The sequence below is a fragment of the Rheinheimera baltica DSM 14885 genome, assembly GCF_000425345.1.
In the GTDB taxonomy this organism is placed as follows: domain Bacteria; phylum Pseudomonadota; class Gammaproteobacteria; order Enterobacterales; family Alteromonadaceae; genus Alishewanella; species Alishewanella baltica.
Map to the genome: position 1 here is coordinate 19,206 of NZ_AUDG01000024.1, position 25,603 is coordinate 44,808.

At 48.4% G+C, this 25,603-nt stretch carries 17 protein-coding genes and 1 tRNA gene; 5 read left to right on the forward strand and 13 right to left on the reverse strand.

Annotated elements, in window-relative coordinates:
* Positions 1-102: 102 nt before the first annotated feature.
* Entirely contained in the window at positions 103-1,275 is a 1,173-nt protein-coding gene (locus H595_RS0109640; protein WP_027671025.1) for an FG-GAP repeat domain-containing protein, read from the reverse strand.
* 283 nt (positions 1,276-1,558) lie between these two features.
* Here H595_RS0109640 and H595_RS0109645 point away from each other — a divergent pair, with 283 nt between their 5' ends.
* Positions 1,559-2,284 carry a TMEM175 family protein gene (locus H595_RS0109645; protein ID WP_027671026.1) on the forward strand — a complete coding sequence of 242 codons (726 nt, stop codon included), beginning with the start codon at positions 1,559-1,561 and terminating at the stop codon, positions 2,282-2,284.
* 9 nt (positions 2,285-2,293) lie between these two features.
* Entirely contained in the window at positions 2,294-2,650 is a 357-nt protein-coding gene (locus H595_RS24390) for a HipA domain-containing protein (RefSeq protein ID WP_027671027.1), read from the forward strand.
* 37 nt (positions 2,651-2,687) lie between these two features.
* Here H595_RS24390 and H595_RS0109655 read toward each other — a convergent pair.
* Positions 2,688-2,764: transfer RNA gene (locus H595_RS0109655), tRNA-Arg, on the reverse strand.
* A gap of 167 nt (positions 2,765-2,931) precedes the next feature.
* Between H595_RS0109655 and H595_RS0109665 the strand changes: the two genes are divergently transcribed.
* Together H595_RS0109665 and H595_RS0109670 are read left to right on the forward strand one after the other, a co-directional pair.
* Complete coding sequence (locus H595_RS0109665) at positions 2,932-4,851, forward strand: ATP-binding protein (protein WP_027671028.1); 1,920 nt, start codon at positions 2,932-2,934, stop codon at positions 4,849-4,851.
* A 143-nt stretch (positions 4,852-4,994) separates the two neighbouring features.
* Positions 4,995-7,169: a M3 family metallopeptidase gene (locus tag H595_RS0109670; protein WP_027671029.1), complete on the forward strand. Its 2,175-nt coding sequence runs from the start codon at positions 4,995-4,997 to the stop codon at positions 7,167-7,169.
* 117 nt (positions 7,170-7,286) lie between these two features.
* Here the strand turns inward: H595_RS0109670 and pmbA are convergent, their stop codons facing one another.
* A complete protein-coding gene (pmbA, locus tag H595_RS0109675) occupies positions 7,287-8,633 on the reverse strand; it encodes a metalloprotease PmbA (protein WP_027671030.1) in 1,347 nt (448 codons plus the stop codon).
* A gap of 119 nt (positions 8,634-8,752) precedes the next feature.
* On the opposite strand from pmbA, the gene yjgA reads away from it, so the two are divergent.
* Positions 8,753-9,271 carry a ribosome biogenesis factor YjgA gene (yjgA, locus tag H595_RS0109685; RefSeq protein ID WP_027671031.1) on the forward strand — a complete coding sequence of 173 codons (519 nt, stop codon included), beginning with the start codon at positions 8,753-8,755 and terminating at the stop codon, positions 9,269-9,271.
* 117 nt (positions 9,272-9,388) lie between these two features.
* Here the strand turns inward: yjgA and H595_RS0109690 are convergent, their stop codons facing one another.
* The 10 genes from H595_RS0109690 to H595_RS22030 all read right to left on the reverse strand — a co-directional run bounded on the left by H595_RS0109690 (position 9,389) and on the right by H595_RS22030 (position 25,603).
* Complete coding sequence (locus H595_RS0109690; RefSeq protein WP_027671032.1) at positions 9,389-10,384, reverse strand: branched-chain amino acid aminotransferase; 996 nt, start codon at positions 10,382-10,384, stop codon at positions 9,389-9,391.
* A 60-nt stretch (positions 10,385-10,444) separates the two neighbouring features.
* Positions 10,445-11,884 (reverse strand): metalloprotease TldD, encoded by a 1,440-nt coding sequence (gene tldD, locus H595_RS0109695; RefSeq protein ID WP_027671033.1) that lies wholly within the window; start codon positions 11,882-11,884, stop codon positions 10,445-10,447.
* Complete coding sequence (locus tag H595_RS0109700) at positions 11,881-12,726, reverse strand: carbon-nitrogen hydrolase family protein (RefSeq protein WP_027671034.1); 846 nt, start codon at positions 12,724-12,726, stop codon at positions 11,881-11,883. The genes tldD and H595_RS0109700 overlap by 4 nt, the downstream gene beginning before the upstream one ends.
* Positions 12,719-16,585, reverse strand: coding sequence for a YhdP family protein (locus tag H595_RS0109705; RefSeq protein ID WP_027671035.1), 3,867 nt, complete (start codon positions 16,583-16,585; stop codon positions 12,719-12,721). Before H595_RS0109705 ends, H595_RS0109700 begins: the two co-directional genes overlap by 8 nt.
* Before the next feature lie 78 nt (positions 16,586-16,663).
* Positions 16,664-18,130: a ribonuclease G gene (gene rng, locus H595_RS0109710; RefSeq protein ID WP_027671036.1), complete on the reverse strand. Its 1,467-nt coding sequence runs from the start codon at positions 18,128-18,130 to the stop codon at positions 16,664-16,666.
* Entirely contained in the window at positions 18,127-18,702 is a 576-nt protein-coding gene (locus H595_RS0109715) for a Maf family protein (protein WP_027671037.1), read from the reverse strand. The genes rng and H595_RS0109715 overlap by 4 nt, the downstream gene beginning before the upstream one ends.
* Positions 18,703-18,726: 24 nt before the next feature.
* Positions 18,727-19,209 carry a rod shape-determining protein MreD gene (gene mreD, locus H595_RS0109720; protein ID WP_027671038.1) on the reverse strand — a complete coding sequence of 161 codons (483 nt, stop codon included), beginning with the start codon at positions 19,207-19,209 and terminating at the stop codon, positions 18,727-18,729.
* A complete protein-coding gene (gene mreC, locus H595_RS0109725) occupies positions 19,209-20,066 on the reverse strand; it encodes a rod shape-determining protein MreC (protein WP_027671039.1) in 858 nt (285 codons plus the stop codon). The genes mreD and mreC overlap by 1 nt, the downstream gene beginning before the upstream one ends.
* Positions 20,067-20,095: 29 nt before the next feature.
* On the reverse strand, positions 20,096-21,139 hold the full coding sequence (locus H595_RS0109730; RefSeq protein ID WP_008219881.1) for a rod shape-determining protein: 1,044 nt from the start codon (positions 21,137-21,139) through the stop codon (positions 20,096-20,098).
* 219 nt (positions 21,140-21,358) lie between these two features.
* On the reverse strand, positions 21,359-25,603 hold the full coding sequence (locus H595_RS22030) for a DUF6701 domain-containing protein (protein WP_051219819.1): 4,245 nt from the start codon (positions 25,601-25,603) through the stop codon (positions 21,359-21,361).

Genomic DNA, 25,603 nt, shown 5'->3' on the forward strand with positions numbered 1-25,603 from the left:
ATATTTTCCTCACACTGGATTTTGTTGAAGTTGTCTCGAAGCTTTAACAGCATGGCCTGAGGCAGAAACAAGTTAATCGGTAACCAATATTAAGCCGAAACACTACTGAAAGTGCCCTGTGCCATCATTTAGCCAAATAAGATTCCGGGCTAAATCGTCTACAAAGATATCAATTTTGCCGTCCTTGTTGATATCCCGTAACCGGATCCAGTCAACAGCACTACCATAAGCACTGCTGCCTGAAAGCAGCCTATCTCCAGTGTTATCCGCAAACTGACGCCCGCCTTTATTTTCAATAAGTTGCAGGTAATACCCTTGGTAAAAACTCACTGCACCTGTGCCGTCGCCTGTGCGGTTTAGTACGATATCTTTATCGCCATCATTGTCGAGATCCGCAACGTCAATATCGATGGTGACGCCATAAGCATTCACCGCTGGTAATAGTGTGGAATCTGAAACGGTGTATTTTCCGCTACTGCTACCCCACAAAATACGCCCGGAGAAGCGCTCATACTCATGGCCAGCAACCAGTAAATCGACATATCCATCTTTGTCGAGATCAACCAGTTCTGCGGTAAACAAATTGGCATTGTTCAACCCGGATATCCTTGACGTGTTTTTAGTAAAATTACCGGCACCGTCATTAATTAAAAAAAATGGTGCGTTAATATCGGTAACAAACACATCCAGATCGCCATCCGCATCAATATCGGCTGAGGCGCCGCCATGATGAAAACCGATAAGAGCGGATAACCCGGTTCCTGACACAAAGCCATTTGCAGAGGACAACAATACCATCGGCGCCTCTCCCGGAAACGGTGGCTTATCGTAACCATGGCCAAGTACAAAAATATCTAGCTTACCATCACCATTAAAATCGCCGTTGATTGCCTTACGCGGAAACACTAGCCCTGGCGGGTTACCATTAAAAAAACTCGGATCCAGACTAAAATTATCTGCACCATCGTTCAGATATAATTCAAATGGCGTCGTATTTTTACTGTTATCACCAGCGGCGATGAAAACATCTACAGCGCCATCCTGATTGTAATCACCATAACTTACTGCTGTAGCGAAAGTGCCAGGATTAGTCGTTCTGATAGCGTAGATATCAATATGAAAAGGGGCGTGTTGCAGTGTATGGGAACTGTTTAAATCTACCGAGAAATTCGGTGCAATACCTTGTGCTGTATTAGCAGTTTCACTACTCTCATCTGAACCACCACACCCTACCAACAACACTGTTGTTACTGCAATCAGAAATACCAATCTCATTCATTCCGCCCCCTATGCCAAGATACCGTGAGATTATAATCTCAGGTGGCATTATTTGTTCAAAAAGCACGATGAATAATTCTGAAATCTTATGAATATCATTATTTATGCCTGCACTAAGATGTGTAAAACAGCAAGCCACGTATAGTCAACCGTCCCCCGGGGAAGTACTTTCAAATTGATGACCTATTGCACTATTCTTTGTTACCCTTGGCACTAACCGTTCTATAAAACAAAGCTACTCAGTGTTTATAGACACTGGAACACAATAATAAGTAGGCTTATGACAGACTCTAGTAACACCAGACAAGATAACTGGACCATGCGTGGCGAAAGCATGACCCGCATTGAAACCTTTTTTGCTGCAGCCTGTGCTTTTGCTGTAACAATGGTGGTGATCTCCGTTGGCAGCATTCCGAATTCATTGGCCGATTTAATGCAAGCTACCAAGCAAATTCCAGCCTTTACTGCCAGCTTTGCCGTTATTACCTGGATTTGGCATACGCACTCCGTGTGGAGCCGACGCTTTGGCCTTGAAGACACCAAAACAGTCGTCTTTAGCTGTCTACTGATCCTGCTGGTGCTTATATATATGTATCCGTTACGTATTATGATGCAGGCATTGTTTGCAGTATTAAGTAATGGTTTTTTGCCTAGCCTTATTCAGCTTAAAAGCGAATGGGACGTGCGTTTTATTTTTATCCTGTTTGGTCTGGGTTTTTTGCTGCTCAGCATCAATTTCGTTGCATTGTACTGGCATGGTAAACGCGCCCAACTGATGACTGCGCTGTCTGACTACGAAAAATACCAGGCCAACACCGAGATCATTGTTTGGCTGAGTACCGCCATGATGTGTATAACCGCACTGCTACTGTCGTTATTTTTGCCAATACCTTACATCGGCTGGGCCGGATACAGTTACTTTTTACTGTTCCCTTTGCTAAATGGACTAACATGGCACAGAAGCAAAAAATGGCAGCGGTGCAGTGCTATGCATTCTGCTAAGTAAGGCTGCAGTTTGCATGGTAAAGGGTTGTACGCGCTTGCCGTGAATTATTGTGTTAATAATGCAACACCAACAACACACATTATTAAGCTACCCATTGGCGAAATACACTCGGATGATCATGTTATTGATATGACACACAGTGTTGAGAATGAATACCTGTGTCTTAACATCGCCAAAGCCTATGGCTTTGATACAGCAGAGTGCCTAAAACACAAAAACCACCCTAAGGTGGTTTTGATGTTTTATGGTGCACCCGCCGGATTACTCGGGCTATCCTGCCCTCGCCCTTCGGGCCAGCTGAAGCTGTTCCAATTTGCTCCAGGCAAATTGGTCGAACAACGCATTCTTATCGGACAGAGTACCTAAAACACAAAAACCACCCTAAGGTGGTTTTGATGTTTTATGGTGCACCCGCCGCGATTCGAACGCGGGACCTCTGCCTCCGGAGGGCAGCGCTCTATCCAGCTGAGCTACGGGTGCACAATCTGCTTTTGCAGAAGCTGCGCATTATAGACAGCCTTACCCTGCGTGTCTATCGCTTAGCTGCGCGTTTTTTCAACACTCAGATTGATGATGGTTGTTTACAAGTTCAATAGCTTAGCGATAGAGTGATGCTTGGCTTTAATTCAGGCGCTTATTTATCATTAATGCGGAATAAATTTATTCTTTCTTTCTGGCAATGGTTGTTATTACTAGCACTGTTTTTAAGCGCTATGTACGCTACTGAAACGCTGGTAAAACACGAGCAACAGTATGCCCGTGGTCAGCAGTATAAGCATGAAATTACCAGTGCCGGCCAATTGCGTGCCTTGCTTGAGTCTGAACTAAATATTCCCCTGTACCTTACCCTTGGTCTTACCGCCCATGTGCAAGCGGTGGGTGGCAATATTTCGGGCACAGAAATTCAAATGTTGTTGCCAGAGCTGGTACAACAAGCTCGCCATATCCGCAATATTGGCGTCGCACCGGGAAATACCCTTAGTTACATTTATCCATTGAAGGGTAATGAAAAAGCAGTAGGCCTGCACTATCCCGACATAATGGAACAATGGCCTGCCATTGCCGCTATTATTGCCCAGCGAGAAGCCAGGCTCGTTGGCCCTATCGACTTAATTCAAGGCGGACAAGCATTTATTTATCGCCTGCCAGTGTTTATTGGCATTGACAATTACTGGGGTATTATTAGCACGGTCGTCGATATTGACTCAGTGTGGTCGCTGCTGGAAAAGCAAACAACCGAGCAGCAAGTACAGGTCGCTATTCGGAATTTATCTGAATTAGGTGATAGTGGGAAAGTTTTTTACGGCGATAGCAGCCTGTTTTATGATGACAGCCTGCTACTGCGTATAAGTTTGCGTGGTGCATTGTGGCAAATGGCGGTGCGCTCTATTGCACCTGTTCGTGATAAGTCGTGGCAAATTAGAACAACCGCTTATAGCTTAACGCTATTACTCGTAGTGCTATTAGCATGGTTGCTAATATCACGCCAACGTTTACGCAACAGTGTGACAGCAGAAAAACAAAGCCGGCTTTATTTACGCAGTATTATGGATAATGTCACTGATGCCATTATTACAACGTCGTTGGATGGCACCATTGAACAGGTGAACCTGTCTTGTTACCCCATGTTTGGCTACGCCGCCACTACACTAACCGGCTTACACTGGTCAGAACTGCTGGCTCAGCCTCAACTGCTTGATGAGCTCTATAGCGCCACGTCCAACGCAAAAACTGAATTTGAAACACAGGGCAAACGGCGCGATAACACCCAATTTCCTATGGCGGTAAACCGCAGCCAGATTAGGTTGCAGCAGCAGTCTAAGCAGCTATTGGTGCTGCGGGATCTAACCGAACGCCACCAAACCGAACAGTTAAAACAGCAGTTTATCTCTACGGTTAGCCATGAATTACGCACACCTCTAACATCTATCTCTGGCGCATTGGGACTTGCAGTATCCGGTGCATTAGGCGAGTTAACCGCATCACAAAAGCGTATGCTGCAGTTAGCTTATTCCAGCTCCCAGCAGTTAACCACACTGGTTAATGATTTGCTCAACGTTGAACGCATATCAAGCGGCACCTTGGCGTTGCAGCTACAACCAATAGCGTTGCTACCGTTGGTGCAGCAGTGTGTTGATGAAATGCAGCTGCTGCATCCGGCGTTAACATTGCAATTGCAAAACCTGCCTGCACTAGAACAGCTGCAGGTTAATGCCGATATCAGCCATTTGCAGCATGTTATACATCATTTACTTAGCAACGCAGTAAAGTTTTCACCCACTGGCGCAAACATTCAAGTATCCGTAACCCGTCAGGCTGATTTTGTGCGGGTAACTGTGCAGGATCAAGGTATAGGTGTCGCACCAGAGTTCGTACCAAAACTGTTTAGCCGGTTTAGCCAGGCAGACAGTACTGATAGCCGCAAACACGGCGGCACTGGCTTAGGATTGTCGATTAGCCAAAATCTTATTAACCAGATGAGAGGCAGCATGGGGTATCAACCGGCGCCTGAGAGTGGCAGCTGTTTTTACTTTGAACTGCCTTATATCCAAGCTGACCAAGCATAGCGGTTGTTATAAACTGTCTTTTATCTTAATTTGTTGGCTATTGGCTGCAAACTGCGTGATTGCCCCGTACTTTTTGGCATACTCAGGATAACTATGCGCAAAAGCGTACTTATTATAACAATGACATCTTCCAGGGAGATTTTATGCGTAAAACACTTATAGCCACTACGGTAGCAGCCGCACTCGCGCTTGCTGCTTGTGGCGACAATACCGCCCCAGCACAAACGGCTACTGAAACGGTGGCGGAAGCTGCTACTGCGGTAGAGGCTATTTCAAGCAACCCACTAATGGTGAAAAGCACTTTGCAATACGAAGCTCCTAACTTTAACGACATAAAAGACGATCACTTCTTGCCAGCGTTTGAAGAAGGCATGAAGCAACATATGACCGAAGTGCTCGCTATTGCCAATAACCCAGCACCAGCAACCTTTGACAATACCTTAGTTGCGCTGGAAAAAAGTGGTGAATTGCTTACACGCGTATCGCGCATTTTCTACAATCTGGCCGGTTCCAGCTCTAACCCACAGCGCCGTGAAATTCAATCTGAACTGGCACCCAAAATGGCCGCGCATTCAGATAACATCAACTTAAACCCACAGTTGTTCGCCCGTATTAAAAGCCTGTACAACCAGCGTGAAGCGCTAAAACTGGATGCCGAATCGCTACGTTTAATTGAGGTCTATTATGAGCGTTTTGTCCGCGCAGGTGCTCAGCTAACGGAAGAACAAAAAACCGCCATTCGTGCTTTAAATGAAGAGCACTCAACGCTAACTAATCAGTTTTCACAAAACTTGTTAGCAGAAACCAAAAAAATTGCGGTTGTAGTGGATACCCAAGCAGAACTGGCAGGGTTATCCGACGCGCAAATTACGGCTGCGGCTAATGCAGCAAAAGAAGCTGGCCATGACGGTAAATACCTTATTAGCATTACCAACACCACACGCCAACCGGTGTTAAGCCAGCTAAGCAACCGCGAACTGCGCCAACGGGTATGGGAAGCATCAGCCAACCGTAACCAAAGTGGCGAAACCGACAACCGTCCTATCGTTGCCCGTTTAGCCCAATTACGCGCCGAGCGCGCTAAGCTGCTGGGCTACGACAGCTGGGCCAGCTACGGCCTGGAATCGCAAATGGCAAAAACACCACAGGCTGTATTTGACATGCTAGGGTCTATGGTGCCCGCTGTTATTGCCAATACCAATAAAGAAGCAGACGCCATTAGCCAAATGATCAAGCAACAAGGCGGTGATTTTGAGCTGCAGCCTTGGGACTGGGAATACTATGGCGAATTTGTCCGCCAGGCCAAATTTGATTTGGATGAGAGCGAAGTTAAACAGTACTTTGAATTTGAGCGTGTTTTAAAAGATGGCGTGTTTTTTACTTTCCAACGCCTGTACGGTATTCGCTTTGAACCACGTCCAGATTTACCCACCTATCACCCGGACGTAAAAGCCTACGAGCTGTTTGATACCGATGGCAGCAGCCTGGCAATATTTTACGCCGACTATTTTGCCCGTGAAGGTAAACGTGGTGGCGCCTGGATGAGCTCATTTGTGGGTCAATCACATTTAACCGGCCAAAAGCCTGTTGTGGTTAACGTAATGAACATTCCCAAAGCGCCAGCAGGCGAGCCAACGCTGGTGAGCTATGACAATGTGACTACCATGTTCCACGAACTTGGCCACGGCTTACATGGCATGCTGTCAAACGTAAAATTCCCAACACTGGCAGGCACCTCGGTGTCACGTGACTTTGTTGAATTCCCATCTACATTTGAAGAAGATTGGGCAGCGCATCCGGAAGTGATCGCTAACTACGCAAAACACTATAAAACCGGTGAGCCGATCCCAAGTGAGTTGCTGGAAAAAGTAATGAAGTCGCGTAGCTTTAACCAGGGCTTTGACACCTTGGAATATATGTCGGCTGCCCTATTAGATATGGAATGGCATTCGCTTTCAGCTGATGAACCATTGCAGGATGTAAATGCTTTTGAAGCCCAAGCACTGAAAAAGCACGGCATCACCTTAGCTGCAGTGCCACCACGCTATAAATCTACCTACTTCTCACACTCTATGGGTGGTGGCTACTCTGCCGGTTATTATGCTTACATGTGGAGTGAAATATTGGCGGCCGATGCTTTTGCCTATGTGCAGCAGCAAGGTGGTTTAAAACTGGAAAATGGCCAGAACTACCGCGACAACATTCTATCTGTAGGTAACTCACGTCCGCCAATGGAGTCTTATAAAGCGTTCCGTGGCCAGGAACCTACTACAGATGCACTGTTAATTCGCCGTGGCTTAAAGACTAAAGTTGAATGATGATTAGAAGAAAACCGGTTTACTTAAAGCAAACCGACTTTCTTCACTAAAATAGCCGCAATAAAAAGCCCCGCAATTCAGCGGGGCTTTTTCATTTATCTAAGCAAAGAAGGCACTTTAGCTGCCAGCAACCTGCATCTGATTAATCAGTATAGAGCCGGTTAATACACCACCACGGCGGTCAACGTCATTTCCAACAGCCGCAATTTGCATAAACATGTCTTTTAAATTACCGGCAATAGTGACTTCCGATACCGGGAATTGAATTTCGCCATGTTCCACCCAAAAACCCGCCGCACCACGCGAGTAATCTCCGGTCACGGTATTCACGCCTTGTCCCATCAGCTCAGTAACAAGTAAACCTTTGCCCATAGTACGGCACAACTGCAGCAAATCTTCATTACCGTGCTGAACCAGCCAGTTGTGAATACCGCCAGCATGGCCCGTACTGGCCATGCCTAACTTACGGGCAGAATAACTGGTCGTGAGATAGGTTGTTAATACGCCTTGCTCAATAACCGCTAAATCCCGGGTTTTAACCCCTTCACCATCAAACGGGCTGGAGGCCAATGCCTGCTTTAAATGAGGCAGCTCTTGAATAGTGACATTCGGCGACATGATCTGTTGGCCAACTTTATCCATTAAAAAGCTGGATTTACGGTAAATACTGCCCCCGCTAATCGCAGACACTAAATGACCAAACAGGCTGCTGGCGATATCAGCACGAAAGATCACCGGTACTTTTTGCGTTGGAATTTGCCGGGCATTTAACCGGGCAATGGTTTCTAATGCGGCTTCACGGCCAATTTGTTTTGGATCCAATAACTTATTGTACTGGCGCGCAACCGTAAAACTATAATCGCGCTGCATATCATCGCCATCTTCACCGATAACAACGCAACTAAAACTGTGACGTGAACTAGGGTGCCCTACCAACTGGCCATGGCTGTTGCCATACACTTTTAAACCGGTGTGTGATGAAAACGATGCCCCTTCTGAATTGGTAATACGTTTATCAGTTTCAAACGCGGCCTGCTCAGAGCCGGCACACAAGGCAATGGCCTCATCGGTACCAATTGTCTCAGGGTAGTATAAATCTAAATCGGGCGGAGACATCTCTAGCCAGCTGGCTTCTGCTAAACCGGTGTGGGGGTCTTCCGATGTATAACGGGCAATGTCGGCAGCAGCTTCTACTGTGCGACGTAGGGCCTGAGGACTTAAATCAGCAGTCGATGCCGACCCCTTGCGCTGGCCAAAATACAGGCTAATCCCTAAGCCACCATCTTGATTAAACTCTACCGTTTCCACTTCGCCATGCCGGGTTTCTACGCTTAACCCTTTGGTGCGGCTCATAGACGCTTCTGCGCTGCTGGCTCCAAGCTGCTTTGCATGCGCCAGAACGTCGGCTACAGCCTGCTTTACTTCATCAATTTCTTGCCAAATAGTCGGTTGTGTTACTTGCATAATGTCAGTTCAGCTAAATTATTTACCACAAGCTTATCATAGTCTGCTAAAGCTGGCTGCTGCTGTGCATCACTATCATGTATACTTAGCAACATTATGGCTTAATGCGAACTGAGACAATGACTGATTTTATAAATGGCGACACCTGGGACGAAGAAGAAGGTAAGAGTAAGTCGCAGGTTAAGCGTGAAATGCACGCCCTGCAGACTCTGGGTGAAGAGCTGGTGTCGCTAAGTGCCGCCTCACGCGCCCGGGTGCCATTAGATGATGAATTAAAAGATGCGCTGCAACTGGCAGACCAGCTGGGTAATAAGCGTGAAGCGCTACGCCGGCATATTCAGTTTATTGGCCGTTTAATGCGTACCCGGGATTTAGAGCCGATTGAAACCGCACTGGCGCTACTTCGCAATACTAATCAGGCAGCCACCCGTCAATTTCACAAGGTTGAAACACTACGCGACAAGCTTATTAGCGACAATGACGCGGTTACCGAGTTTATTGCCAGCTACCCGGATGTGGATGTGCAGCAGCTGCGCCAGCTTATTCGTAATGCCAAAAAAGAGCAGGAAAAGCAGCAACCGCCAAAAGCCTACCGCGAGCTGTTTCAACTTATTAAACCGCTAATTATTACCGACTAACTTGCCGCGGTTATAACCGTGTAGCCTTGCTTTTGCGCGTTTCTTTGTTGCATGCAGAAAAGTAGTGCAGGCACAAAAAAGGGCGCAACTCTGCGCCCTTGTAAAACCTTACCGGCCTCAGCAGACTTTCGTTAACCAACTGTGTTTATCTTCGGCTTTACCCCACTGAATATCGTTCAGCGCCTGTCGTAAAGCATTTGTCGTGGTGCCAGCGCCACCTGAACCCACGGTGTATTCTTTGCCGGCGTGAATTAGCGTACCTACCGGTGTTAATACAGCTGCAGTGCCAGACAATGCCGCTTCGGCGCCTGGTTTTTGCGCGCGCTCCAGTAGCTCATCTACGGTTAACTCGCGCTCGGAGACTACCATGCCGCGATCACGCGCCAGGGTTAAAATAGAATCACGTGTTATGCCATGCAAGAAAGAACTGTCTAAGGCTTTGGTAATAATTTCATTGCCGTCGATCAGCAGGAAGTTGGCCGCACCGGTTTCTTGTACATCACCATTGGGGCAAAACAGCACTTGATCAGCCTGCACGGTTGCACGCGCTTGCATAATTGGTTGAAGCGCACTGGCGTAGTTACCACCGCTTTTAACCATGCCCATATGTGAAGCACAGCGGGCGTTATCTTCTAACAATAAACGCAGTGCTTTACTACCGCCGGCAAAGTAGTCGCCAACCGGTGATAACAACACATACAACAAAGACTCCAAACTGGGGGCTGCAGCTTTACCAATTGAAGCCTCGGTACCAATATGGGTTGGCCGAATATACATTGAACCCGGCGGTGTGGGCACATCAGCGGCAAAACGTTTCACCATGTCTAAAATCATCTGGCTTAACATGGCAGCCTCAAACTGGGGCAGAGCCAGTAACTTACTGCTTTGTTGCAGGCGCGCGACGTTTTTTTCCATGCGGAACATATACACACCGCCGTCGGCATGCCGAAACGCCTTTAAACCTTCAAAGCAGGTACTGGAATAATGCAGCACATGTGCACCAGGGTGCAACTTTATACTGTCTGAAGCGACCATTTCAGGCGTGCTCCAACTGTTGTCATTAAAACGCGAGATGATCATCTCGGGGGTAAATACGGTGCCAAATGCTGCCATTTTGCGTTATGTCCCTGTGATTTGTTCTATTTACGGTTTATATCTATGAATTCGGGCACCTTACTGGGTACCGCCTACGGTTATGGCATCCAGCTTCAGTGTCGGCTGGCCTACGCCAACCGGCAAACTCTGACCTTGTTTACCACATACGCCCACGCCAGCATCCAGCGCAAGATCATTGCCGACCATAGACACCTGTTGCATCGCTTCAGGCCCGCTACCTATCAAGGTAGCGCCTTTAATTGGCGAGGTAATTTTACCGTTTTCGATCAGATAAGCTTCTGATGCTGAAAACACAAATTTACCAGATGTGATATCGACCTGGCCACCACCAAAATTGGGCGCATAAATACCTTTTTTAACGCTGGCGATAATTTCTTCTGGATCATGCTGCCCCGCCAACATATAGGTGTTGGTCATTCGTGGCATAGGTAAATGCGCAAACGACTCGCGGCGGCCGTTACCCGTAGGTGGCACGCCCATTAGCATGGCATTATGTTTGTCCTGAATATAACCTTTTAAAATGCCGTTTTCGATAAGCACGTTGTGTTGGCTTGGTACGCCTTCATCGTCGATATTCAGTGAGCCACGCCGATGCGCTAAGGTGCCGTCATCAACAATAGTACAAAGCTTCGATGCAACCTGTTCGCCAACCCGGCCTGAGAACGTAGAAGAACCTTTACGGTTGAAATCGCCCTCTAAGCCATGTCCTACTGCTTCATGCAATAATACGCCAGGCCAACCACTGCCCAGCACTACCGGCATGGAGCCAGCCGGCGCGTCAATAGCGGTTAAGTTAACCTGCGCTTGTCGCACGGCTTCACGTGCATAATGTTGCCAGCGCGGCTCGCCGTTAATGTCTTCAGAAAAATAGCTATAGTCTGTACGACCACCACCACCAGCACTGCCGCGTTCGCGACGCTCACCCTGCTGCAGTAACACCGAGCAATTTATACGAACTAAAGGCCGGATATCACTGGCGAAAGTGCCATCACTGGCGGCAACTAATACTTCTTCATAAACGCCTGATAAACTTACCATGACCTGCTCAGCACGGCTGTCCAGCGTGCGAATATAGGCTTCAACCTGGTGCAGCAAAGCCACTTTGTCGGTATTAGATAAGCTTTGCAGTGGCTCACACGGCAGATAAATATTGCTGTTACCGCTTTTGCTAAACGCTTTAACGCTGCCGTGCTGCCCCTGTACCGCGATACCACGTGCCGCGGTTGCGGCCTGCTTTAAGGCTGCAGCACTAATAGTATCGGCGTAGGCGAAACCGGTTTTTTCGCCACTGATTGCCCGCACACCCACGCCACGCTCAATGTTAAAAGAGCCATCTTTAACTAAGCCGTCTTCCAGCACCCAGGACTCATGCACGCTGGATTGAAAATATAAGTCAGCGAAATCCAATTGATGATCGAATAAGTAGCCCAGTGTCTGCTGTAAATCATCAGCAGTTAGTTCAGAGGCGGTAATAAGGTTGTGCTCGGGTGATGTCATGGTTTGAGCTCACTATTAAATCGGTTATGGTGCGCCAGCGGCATAGCTTGCTTAAGCCGCGCGCAGTCGTTTAAATCTATTTCGGCTGAGATCCAGCCAGGTGCTGTGCCAGCATCGGCAATAACCTCACCCCAAGGGCTAATAATCAGGCTATGGCCATAGGTTTCGCGGCCGTTAGCATGTGTACCTGTTTGGTTAGGTGCCAAGACAAAACACTGGTTTTCTATTGCCCTTGCCTGCAACAACGTATGCCAATGAGCGGCGCCGGTAACCTTGGTAAAGGCTGATGGCACAGATAACAGGTTCATACCTTGTTTGGCTAATGCCTGCATCAGCCCCGGAAAACGCACATCATAGCACACCGATAAGCCAAGCTTTAACTCACCCAGTGTTGCTAACGTTATTTTCTGGCCAGCATAGGTGCTCGCTGACTCGCGATAGCTGCCTGTATTGTCGGTTACACTGACATCAAACAAATGCATTTTTTGATAGTCGGCTATGATACTGCCATCAGGGGCAAACACAATACTGCTGGATGCAAAGCGCGCCGGATCAGCACTGGCAGTGGGTAAGGAACCGGCCAAAAGATAAATACCAAATTGCTGTGCCAGCGCCGCACACTGCTGTTGTAGCAGCCCTTGCCCCAGCGGGGCCTGATACTGCTGCTGTAAACCATCACGGCCGCCAAATACCGCAAAGCACTCAGGCAACGCCACCAGATGCGGCAAGCCATCTTGATAGGCGCGACTAAGTTGTTGCAGGTAATGCACCACTGCAGCAAAATTCTCTGTTGGCTGTGGCGTACTCGTGAGTTGAATGGCGGACACACGCCAGTTAGCCATGGGGCAGGTTCCTTGCCGGCTCGGGACTATCATTGTCGGGTTGCTCAATTGTCAACTCGGGTTGCGCCATCCGAACGGGTACCGGCACTTCTTTACTGTGCCGGTTAACTTCAGTTACTACGGGTTGGTCAAAACTGCCGGTCACCGTAAAGTTTATTTTTGAAATCACTTCAGCACTTTGAAACATTTCGTCTAGCGCCAATGCGGCAAGCCCCGTAGCCGGGTTTACCATCCAGGCAATAATCACCGGCAAGCTGGAAGTCACTTTGGGTGAAAAGGCCATCTGGTAATCCATTTTTTTGCTGACCAAATCGGCGTAACCCTGAATATTTAAACTGCCCGGTACGCCGTCAACGGCCGCGTCACTGGTTTGCACAACACCTTGCGACAACGTCAGGTTACCGGTCATGTTGTTATAAAAGAAACCTTTGGAAAACACGTCACGAAAATCCAGCTTTAACTTTCTTAGCAATGAATCCAAACTAAATATAGAAAACAATCTGGCGCCTTTGTCACTGACTTCAGTCAGTGAGCCCTCATCTAACCGGTAATCAATGTTACCTGCCAGGTGTCGCAGCTCAAACTGAGAGGGCGCCCCGGTCCAATTCAGGGCAAAATTAATGTCAGCGGCACTGCCGGCTATGGCAGAGGTAATTTGGTATTCATCTAACATGGCACCTAAGTTATTGCTGGTTAGCTTACCGCTAAACTGACTAACGCCCAGCGCATCATCGTCCTGCCAATAGCCGCTGGCCGTTAATTGGTTACGCTTATACTTCGCCGTAAAATCAGTCAGCAGCCACTTATCATCAACGCTATGGGCTTGCGCCTGCACCTGACCAAATTGATAACTGCCAATAGCGCAATCTGTACAGCTAACCCTTAGCGGCGGTAATTGCAACATCCAACGCTGCACCTCAGGTGTCAGGACCAAGCCGTCTGTTGCATCGTCAACCACAGCAGCTAAAGGTAGCGGCAAGTGCAGATAGTCCAGCTTGGCGGTAATACCCTGCCCTTGCCAGTCTTTACTAAACATCCACTGACTGGCAACTTCGGTACCATTTAATTGCAGTTGCCACTGCTGCGGTTGCTGGTTAAGTTCAAACACCGTGTTGTTTAGTATCACTCCCGGCGCGACACCTAGCTGCCGTAATTTGCCTCGTACCTGCGCAAGGGGAGGAAACAGCGGCTTTTCTGCGGTGGGGCTACCCGCCAATTGCTGTTGTAACACATCAAGCCAAGGCAAAAAATCGAGTTTTGCCAAATCTATACTAATGTTAAAGCCGGTGCTATTGATGCCGGTATCCTGTTCTGCGGCAATAAGATGCACCCGGCTAAACTGCTGGCTGTCGTGCTGTAACTCGGCATGAAAATGCAGCTGTTGGTCATAGTGTGCAGCAATCACCGATTGAGCAGCATCGCCTTTAGCCGTAATGGTTAGCGCAGCAGCTTTATCTGCAGCTTTACTAAAAGGCGCTGGCAGCAATAGTGCGGTGTCGGTTAGTGCTGACGTTAATTCTGCACTGTAGCTAAAGCCTTGCTGCGGTAGTGCTAACGCTACATTCAACTGCCAGTCAGTGGTGCCATCAACAAGATCAGCGGCCGGTGCATATAACGCCTGCAGCAGCGGTTTTGCTTGTTGCTTACCCTTAACCTGCAAGGCCAGTTGATAGGCATCGTCTACTTGCTCGCCGTTAAGTGCAGCGGTCAATGGCAGGCCTCGCCATTGCAAAGTTAAATTGTCAGCATGAATTTGCTCATTGCGAAATGACACCTTACCACCAACCTGATTCAACTGCATATCAGGCGCCTGTAATGCCAGGCTAAGCTGGTCAAAACTGACCTCACCGCTAGCCAGAACAGAGCGCTGCTTAAGGCCTATCGCCAGAGTAACATCACCTTGCACCTCGCCATTAAGGCCAAGGTGCTGTAACGTTTTACCCAAGTTATGTTGCAGTGGCGATTGCAATATTAAATCGGTAACGGCTTGTGCAGGTAGTTGCTGTTTAATCTGAATATCCAGGGTGTCAGCATGAAACAAATCAGCAATTTTGGCCGTTACCCCACCCTGCAGCGACACGCTTGCCAGTTCACCCGACTCGGCGTCTATTTGCATAGCGGCATTTTCAAACCACAGCTGCGCTTTTAACTGTTCAATGGCAGGCCAATCCGGCGCGAAAGCAAATTCCCCCTGATCCAGCTCGGCGTGTACCTGAAACACCCCTTGCTGTTCATGATAAGGGAACCCAGATGGGGCACCATGCCACAATACGGTTGCATTGGTAACGTTACCCTGGCGGATAGCGGGTTCAAGGTATTGCCGCACCGTAGCGGGCATATAGCGTTGCGGTAAGTACTGCTCAATGTTAGCGGCGTCTACATTTTGTACACGCGCCAGAATTTGCAAACGTTCATCCCACTGAAAACTGGCGTCTAATTGTAATTCTGGGCTGGTTAAACGCAGTGATGGCACACTAAAGCGCCACTGTTCAGCAACAGGTTGCACATATAAGATAGCATCCAAATTACTATACACCGTTGGTTGGGTAAATAACCCATCCCAGCGCAGCTCACCTTGCTGGCCTTGTAACACCAGTTTAGAAACGGTATCGCTGAGCCAAAACTGACCGGCAATACCGCTTATACCAGGAATATCACCTTGAGGCTGAGACTCCAGAGCATCAAACTGACCGGCAAGTTGCCATTGCTGCTCGTTAATATGCCACTGCAATTGCTGTAAATGCCCGCGAGGGTGAAATGCCACTAATCGATGTAACAGTGCAATATCGTCAGCTAATAGGTTCGCTAGTGGAGTAACAGCCTCTAGCCTAAAATTGTCTAAGCTGCCAAGCCAGGCGCCATTTTGGTAGTGCAGCTGCAATTGTAAATCCTGCCACTGTTCCTGCTCGGCAGCCAGGGTTAATGCACCCGAGTACAGCGACCAGCCAAAAGCGGTTGGCTCCCACAACAATTGCCCCTGCCCCAGCCGAAGCTGATGCAGCTCATTGTCTCGCTGCCAGCTAACACTATTGTCGGCAAGTTCTACCTGAAACCGGCGTAGTAAACCACCATCAATACGGCCCCAGGCTTTAAAGTTAATACTGGCATGCTGTAGTTTTTGGCTGGGGGGCAAGACGTTAGCAAACCATGGCAGCACATCCAACCGCTCGCTTTCTAAATAGAGTTGACCAAAGGCATCTGCAAGCTTGGCACCGTATAGATCGAGTGTAAATGACAAGGTATTGGCTGTCACACCTGCCAAAGACAGTTCACCAAATCCCTGGTGCCTGTTGCCACTGTTGGCCCAATCCAACTGTTTGATATTTAACACTAGGTCAGTAGCATTATCGTTTTGCAGCACCAGCTGGCTATCAACGACAGAGAAATAAGCAAGCTGCTGAAAAAACAGCGTTTCTAATGCCGCAAGTACAGGTGCTGTATCTAAGCTATTTTGCTGTTCATTACCCAGCACGCTATCGGCATCAACATAGTACCTTAGGCCGCTGAGTTCAAAATGTTGCGCCGTCAATTGCCGGTTTAACACGCTGCGCCAAAAATCAAGCCGCACCCGGGTTTCACTGATACTTAGCTGAAGTTGTTGCTCTGTGTTATACAGGCTAATGTCTTTGAGTAATAAAGCCGGACCATATTTTTGCCAGCCCGCGCTAAGTTCACTGATCTGTACCTGTGCACCATAGCGGTCGCTTATCAATTGCTCTATGTAGTGTTTGTAGTCATCAGCATAAGGCAAACTGTAGCGCAGCACTGAAATTAGCACAGCCAGCAACACCAGCATCACCGCAAGTGCGAGCCAGAGTTTATGTAAACAGTAAAAACACACCCGTTTTGCTTTTTGCACTAACCTATAGCCATTTCAACAAAATAAAAATACATGCCCAGCCTGCGTCAATCACTGCGTTGCAGCGGGTGACACCTATTAGGTCATGACGACATCGAACTGTTCCTGATTGTATTGAGGTTCAGTTTTAATATTGATTTGCTTGCCAATAAACACCTGCAATTCAGCCAGACTATGAAATTCATCATTTGTCAGGGCGTCTTTTACCGCCGGCGACACATAGACCATAAACTTGTCGGCACTATAGGCCCGGTTTACCCGCACAATTTCGCGTAAAATCTCAAAACAAACCGTTTCAACGGTTTTTAAACTGCCACGCCCTTCACAGACAGGACACTCAGAGCAGAGAATATGTTCTAAACTTTCCCGCGTTCTTTTGCGGGTCATTTCCACCAGGCCCAATGCGGAAAAGCCATGAATATTAGTTTTAGCCCGATCACGCGCCAGCGCCAGTTCTAAGCTGTGAAACACACGTTTTTTGTGTTCTGCGCTTTGCATATCAATAAAATCGATAATAATAATACCACCTAAATTGCGCAGCCGTAGCTGCCGCGCAATAGCTTGAGTCGCCTCGGCATTAGTATTAAAAATAGTTTCTTCCAAATTTCGATGCCCGACAAAAGCACCGGTATTAACATCAATGGTAGTCATAGCTTCGGTTTGATCGATAATCAGATAACCACCACTTTTTAATGGCACCTTACGCTCTAACGCCCGCTGAATTTCATTTTCAACATCAAACATATCGAAAATTGGCCGCTCGCCGGGGTAGTATTCCAACAACGGCGATAAATGCGGAATAAACTCTTCACAAAATGCAGTAAGTTGCTGATAGGTCAGTTTCGAATCAACCCGTACACGCTCCAACTCAGTGCCAACGAAGTCTCGCAGTATGCGATAAGTCAGCGTGAGATCTTCATAGACCACACCTTCTTTGCGGGTTTTTTGCTTACGCTTAACCACCTTAGCCCAGAGTTTTTTCAGAAACTTAGCATCTTGAGCCAGCTCTTCTTCACGTGCACCTTCTGCAGCGGTACGCACAATAAAGCCACCCGTGTCGTCAAGATATTGGCTAACAATGTCTTTTAAGCGCTGGCGTTCGGTTTCAGTATCCAGTCGTTGTGATACCCCGACATGAGGCGACCCTGGCATAAAAACTAAATAACGCGACGGTAGTGTAATGTCAGTTGTTAACCGCGCCCCTTTGGTGCCCAAAGGATCTTTTACTACCTGCACCAGTAAATACTGACCTTCCCGCACTAATACACGAATATCTTTGCTCGCAGCGGGTTTGTTGTCTGCATCTGTCACGCTGTCGTGCTGTACGATATCAGAGGCATGCAAAAATGCTGCTTTTTCCAGCCCGATATCAACAAAAGCAGCTTGCATACCCGGTAACACGCGGCTTACTTTGCCGACATAAATATTACCTACCAGCCCTAGTTTTGCCTGCCGCTCAATATGCAGCTCTTGCAATACACCATTTTCAATCAGTGCAACCCGGGTTTCACTCGGGGTAACATTAAGCAGTAACTCTGCACTCATAGCGATTCCTGCCATTGTTGTAGCATCTGTTCCGTTTCACACAGCGGCAACCCCACCACAGCGGTGTAACTGCCGTTAATCCGCTGCACAAATTTTGCGGCCAAGCCCTGAATACCATAGCCACCCGCCTTGTCTTGCGGTTCGCCACTGGCCCAGTAAGCACTAATTTCAGCCTCAGTTAACGGGCGAAAGTACACTTGCGTTGTGACCAACTGTTGCAACTGCCGCACTGGGCTAACGAGGGCTACTGCGGTCACCACCTGATGGCTTCGCCCTGACAAGCGCTGCATCGTCTGGCGAAACTCAGCAAAATCAGTTGGCTTACCTAAAATGTCATTATCAACAACCACGATGGTATCTGCTCCCAGCACCGGCAGCAAAGTGGTTAGTCTGGCTAAACCAGCATGGGCTTTTGCCAATGCCAGCCGCTGCACATACTCTACTGCGGACTCACCAGGCAACGGCGTTTCGTCAATATCGGCTTTGACCAGTTCGTAGTTGACACCCAATTGCGCCAGCAGTTCACGCCGGCGTGGAGAAGATGAGGCTAAAGCAATGGTAGGATAGTTCATTAAAGCAAGTTCATTAAAGAAAGTTCATTGAATTTTCAGTTGCCGCCGATAGCGACGTAACAACCAAAACAACCAGGGCCACACCAGCATGCCGGTTAATACCGGCCACAGATATTGCGGCCGAAAATACACCCCGGTTAAGAAATGACTGAGCCAAAACAGCAATAGTTGGTAAAGCGCTAATAACATCCCCAGCAATAGGGCTTGTTGTATCACCGAAAAATTTCGCATTTTAAGATGATGCTGCGCAACCACAAAAATAACCACGGAAAAGGCCAACGCATTTACGCCAAGTACGGTACCAACTAATACATCCACGACAAAACCAGTAAAAAAGGCGGTTAATACACCCACCCGTTGTGGTAATGCCATGGTCCAGTACATTAATACCAATAACGCCCAGTCTGGCCTTGCCAGCTTAACAAGCTGTGGCATAGGCATAACCGTGAGCAGCAACGCAACAAAGAGCGAAAGATAAATAAAACTTAAACGCTGAGGTCTACGCATCAGGGTTGCTCCGGTGCAGGGGTATCTTCTTTCACCGCAGTACGGCCAGACAACAGCAGTACATGACGAATGCGATCAAGCTGAGCATAAGGTTCTGCATATACCACCATAAAAGGCTGGCTGGCGTCCTGACTTATGCGTACCACTTTAGCCACAGGGTAACCTTCTGGAAAGCGACCATCCAACCCTGATGTTAATAGACGATCACCTTCACGAATATCCGTGCTGTGTGGCAGATGCATCACTCTTAACAAGTCCCATTGGCCAAGCCCTTCAACAATAGCACGAACCCCTGTGCGTTCTGCACGTACGGCCAACGCATGGGTATTGTCAGAAATCAGTAACGCCCGGCTGCTGTTGGGGCCAACACTCACCACCTGCCCTACAACGCCCAACTCGTCGATAAGGGGCTGTTGCTCAGTAACACCACTGCTACTGCCTTTATTTAACACAACCTGATGACTAAATGGATGACTGTATACTGCCAGTACTTCAGCGGCTAAAAAGCTGTCTGTAACGCCTGCACCAGAGCCAAGTAACGCTCGCAATTTTTCGTTTTCCTGTTGTAAAAAGCGTAACAGCTGTAGCTGACCACTTTGTTGTAGCAGGGTATCTTTTAAGCGGGAATTTTCATCTAAAACGGTTTGCTGCGACATAAACTGCTCAGACGCACCTGAAAACAAGGTCTCTGGCAAGCTTGCGACGTAAAATAGTGGACTGGCTGCCGCAGTTAAGTAACTACGTAATTGGGTAGAACTATCGGTATAGCGGTCTAGAAACATCAGGCCAGCACTAAACACTACGGCTATGAACAACCGCAGTGTCAGTGACGGGCCCCGACTATAATTTTGATTCATACTGGTGTAAACACGGACAACCGGCTCAGTTAATCATAACTGAACACATCACCACCGTGCATATCTATCATCTCCAGTGCTTTACCGCCACCACGGGCGACACAGGTTAACGGGTCATCGGCGACAACTACCGGTATACCGGTTTCTTCCATCAGCAAACGGTCTAAATCTCTCAACAAAGCACCGCCGCCAGTTAATACCATTCCACGCTCAGAAATGTCTGAAGCCAACTCAGGGGGCGATTGCTCAAGCGCAACCATCACTGCACTAACAATACCCGCTAGTGGCTCTTGTAAGGCTTCTAAAATTTCATTACTGGTCATGGTAAAGCTACGTGGCACGCCCTCGGCAAGGTTACGGCCCCGAACTTCAATTTCTAATACATCATCACTAGGATACGCCGAACCAATTTCAGTTTTAATCCGTTCGGCCGTCGCTTCACCGATTAAAATGCCATAGTTGCGACGGATATAGTTAACGATAGCATCGTCAAATTTGTCACCACCAATACGAACAGAGGAAGAATACACCACACCGTTAAGTGAAATAATTGCTACTTCGGTGGTGCCACCACCAATGTCGACAACCATTGAGCCGGTTGCTTCAGACACTGGCAAGCCAGCGCCTATTGCCGCGGCCATTGGCTCATCAATAAGGTAAACTTCGCGGGCACCGGCACCTTGTGCCGATTCGCGAATAGCCCGGCGCTCAACCTGAGTGGAACCACAAGGAACGCAAACAAGAACTCGTGGGCTGGGACGCAAAAAGCTGTTGCTGTGCGCCTGGCGAATAAAATGCTGCAGCATTTTTTCCGTGACATAAAAGTCGGCGATTACACCATCTTTCATTGGCCGAATGGCTTTAATATTACCTGGCGTTCGGCCAAGCATCCGTTTAGCGGCATGGCCAACAGCGGCTACGCTTTTAGGGCCGCCGGCGCGCTCTTGCCGTATGGCTACTACAGAGGGTTCATTCAGCACTATGCCCTGATCTTTAACATAAATCAGAGTGTTCGCTGTACCCAGATCGATAGATAAGTCGTTTGAAAAAAGGCCACGCAATTTATTAAACATGAAAGAACCGGATCCTTATAAACCTGAGCAACCAGACATCACTCAGCTCTGCCGCGCCACAGCACAACAGGAGTGGTAAATATAGCTGGGGTTATTCTAAGTAAGTCCCCGCCATGTGAATAGCTTTATCTTACATTTTTGTGCAATTAAACCAAGTAACCGCCGCATTTATCTGTCAGGTCCGGTAAAGGCCATTCCATAATGGCTTAAACTCAATGACTATTGAAAAAGTTCGCGCCAGGAAATTTGCCGCGGGTTACCACGAAAACGTCCAAACATCACTTCTGCAGAAGGGTTCTGCTGCACATCTTCTACCGTACCGCGCCAATAATATTGCAACCAGGGCGACGTTTCGTATTCAACTTGCCAATTCCCTGGGCTACCTGAGGGGTTTAGCCACAAACGTTGCGGCGGCAATTGCCCCTGTAACACCATGCCGCCACTGCCCGCCAAACTCAGGCCCGGCGATGACGGTGTTGTGGTTAACAGCCCGGCCGTGCTATTTAACACAGTACAATTGTCAGCCAAATTAGTTTGGAATTGACTACCATCCCAATATTGTGTGCGAAACGTTAGCGGTAGCCGTTCTTCTTCTGGCCCGGCAGCATTTTCTATTACCAACCGGCCATAGCGCAGCACTGTTGTGTTGCTGCTAAGCGTTTGTAAGCCAACGCTCGTTACTGCATCTGTATCGATGGGCGCAGCAAACACATTTAACGCCAGCGGTGCGACCAACGCATCAGGCCGGCTAGCTTGATGTGTAGCAACGACCTGCGCCGAACCAAGTTGCCATGTGCCAATAGGTGCAATTGCACCTACCGATAGCTCTGCGCCTGAAGGCAAATCAGGCGCGCTATAGCGCACGCCAGAAGATGCCGATGCTGACGTCCAGGTTTGCACATTTAACCGGGCAAAATCGCCCTGATAATTCTGCGTAATCTGCCCATTGCTATTTTTCGCTTCCAGTGTAAATGCCGTGCTAAAGGACGGCTGAGCAAAATAAGTAAAACTACCGCATGCAGCAGTCGCCACACCTGCGTTAACGCTAAAAGAAGCGGGTATAAAACGTCCTGTTGGCAAACTGCTGGCGTTTGGCACTGGGTCTGTCATACCAAGATAGTTAAAAGCCGGAGTGTTAAAACGAAACACGCCAACTTCTGATACTGCCTGCGACACAAGGCTTTGCCCATTTAACGAAGCGCTGTGATTGTATTGCGATGTTAACAGGGTACCGACAACCCCAGCCGACGGCGCAACAAGCGTATGCGTTAAGCTAAGATTATTTTGGCTAAAATTCGGCGTTACCGGGTTGAGGCAATGATCGGCACTACCTGCTTCATAACGGTGTGCGGTAACTTGCAGCGTGAAGGGCTCCCCAGCTTGACGAAACACCCCACAGCTGGCATCACCAGCGGCACATTCACCGCCCGTGGCTATACACATGCCCTGTGGCCGGCGCACAAACTGATCTGCGCCATTCATCACTAAGCCGCTGTCATTACTCGATACGGCTCCGCTATAACGCGCATTTAGCTGTACCAGGCCTGCATCGGCATAATTCACCGCTATCGTAGCCTGACCGGCAGCATTAAAATTCAGTGGCACATTTACTCGACTGGCTTCGGTCAAGCCGGCATTAGTGCCGTTGACACTTACCGCCAAACTGGCTGGCCGCCCTGTTGCGCCAGGTGAAATATAATCGCTCCAAAAGGCCACATTACGGGTTACGTTAGCAAACTCGGGGACACATTGCTGACTGACGTTGTCTTTGCGCACCGCACTGAGCAAAATATTCTGCACAGGCAGGTTAGCTATGCCGTCTGGTGCATCAAATATCAAACCACTGTCAGCAAAAGTGATGCTACAAGCTTGCGTGCTAAGGGCTCCTGCGCCAGCCCGGCATAAGGTTTGGCTTAGCGGTCTGGTATTAGGCACAGAGCTACTTACACCAATAGTTGTGCTTCCTACCACAGTTCGACGCAACGCTACGGTAGTTTGCCCGCCGCTGAAGTTAAGCACGTTGCCGCCCTGCCAATTAACATTAGCGCTGTTAACCGGGCTTAAGCTAGCCGTGACCGGTTCCGTCACTAACTCCGAACAACTGGCATTTTTGCACGCCCGCACGGTAAAGGTTTCCGGCTTACAGGTAAGCGCCTGCCCGGTGTAATCAAACTCGAAATGATCAATTTGCTGGCCCACGGGTAATGACCGCAACGCACAGATGCTTAAATTGTCTAACTCATGAATATTGGTTGACCCGCCGGTAGAGCCGGTAAGTGATAAAAAGAAATTCTCTGGCACCGGTGCCTGCCCGGTTTGGTTTTGTGCGTTAAAAGGCGCGATAAGCGTGACAAAACCACTACCGGTATTGCGCTCTACCGACACCAACGTTGTGCCAGCGGTGCGTGAGTCAATGGTAAATCGATACCGATGCGGCGTGTTTTGATTGCCATCTACGGCGGGCGATAAACATGCCCCTCCGGTATTGGTTGTGCCGTTGTTGCAGGTGCCGCGCAAGTAACGATAGCCGCTGTTCTCAGAGCCTGATCCCCGAATGACCACTGACTGCCGTCTTCGACCAATGCTGCCGACCCCACCCTCATTAGAAAAATTACCGAACTCGTCTAGTCCGAAGCCGAGCCAGCCACCAGCAAAACCAGGAATACCCGGTTTATAGCCATAACCTAAAGCACCGCCAAAAGCACCAGGCTGAGGGGTGATACTGGCATCTGACAGCACCACCGCAAGGCCATCTGCACTGCTACCGCCATATGCCCAATAATCAAACTCAACAACCACTAAATTGTTTGCCGCAGGATATAAACGCTGGTAGGTGGCAGACGTAGCCTGATTCGCTACTGCTTGTGTCATGCGCAAACGGCTATTCACCACAGACGGCGTAAAACTGCCATTACTTCGTGCCGTTACCCAAGTATCGGCTAAATTAGCAGCGCTAAAGTCGTCGGCTAAACATGCTGTACATAAACTGGTGCGAGCACGGCCGTCATAACTATTGCCAGCCAACTGGTTTTGGTACATCTGCTGAATTTGCACATCGCTGAGTGCTTGATTAAAAATAAGCACTTCGTCAATATCACCGCGAAAATCATCCGCGGTGTTCCCGTCGGCTTGCCACCAAATGCCTATCGCAGAGCGGGTTACATTTAAATTTGTCGCACTTGCAGTAACACAACGCACTAAATTGCCATTAAGATACAGACATAGCTGATCACCATTTCGAACCAGGTGGGCTTGCGTCCAACTGTTGTTATTCACAACAACGGAACTACTACCGCCGGCAAAACTATAATAATTACCTTTTAAACCAGCACGCACCTCATTGCTACTATTGATATACAGTTCTACCTCTGTATCAGAGCTGTTGCTGCTGGCTGAAAACAATTCTCTAAAACCACTGCCTGCAGTAAGGTTAAACCAAAGTGACAGTGTAAAGTTTGCCCGGTTATTTAGTACCGCAGCTGGCACACTAATATAGTCACCACCCGCTGCGGTTAGGCCCGCGGCTTCAAGTACCTGTCCATCCAATTGTGAGGCAACGTTAAAGCCTGTAGCGGGGTAAGTCCCCATTAGATCGTCAATCACACCATTGTTTACCGCAGTACACAGATCTAAAGCATAATGTGCTACCGGAACAGGCTGGCAAGCATCAGCTGGCGTAGAATTGGGTAAACATTGGCCATAAACCTGGCTGCCGGATAATACATTCACGGTAGAATAATTCGGCGCCGTCAACACGCCGTACACCACACTGTTATTGGTTACGCTAATTGCGCCACTATTGCTGCTTACCGTTACCAAGGACGTCGCGCTACCAATGACGGAGTTGCTAATTGTCGTGCTACTAGAACCAACAAGGGTGCCACTGGTCATGATGACATTAGTTAACGACATGGTATTGTTTGAGGTCTGAGTAAAAGGCCCTGACAAGGTACCACCGCTAAACGCCATGCCGGAGCGCGCCGTAGCACCACCTAAAAGATTAGTATTATTGGTTGTGATGGTATTGCTGCTACTGGTAACAAGGCCTGTAATTGCCCCCCCGGTAAGCGAAACTGACCCCGATGTTGTAATGCTGCCATTCACACTAAAATTATTTAACGTTATTGCACTGCTGTTGGCTTGAATATCACCCCACAAGGTATTGCTATTGGTGCTTATAATGCTGCCATAGTTACTCAGCAAATTAATACGGTTGGCAGAAGTGCCTATTTGAGCCCCATTCAATAAAAAACCATTGTTGGCTGAGATAGCTGAACTGGCGTTAGCAATAACAATATCGCCGCTATTTAACGTGACCCTGCCGTTACCATTGCAATTGTAAGTTGAACCGCTGGTATTCCAATTTGTTGAACACGGCGGAAACTGACCCAAGCTGAGGTTATAGGTTACTGCTAGCGCCATGTTGCTGAAAAATAAAGCCGCAAGAAGATATCCGCTTCGCAT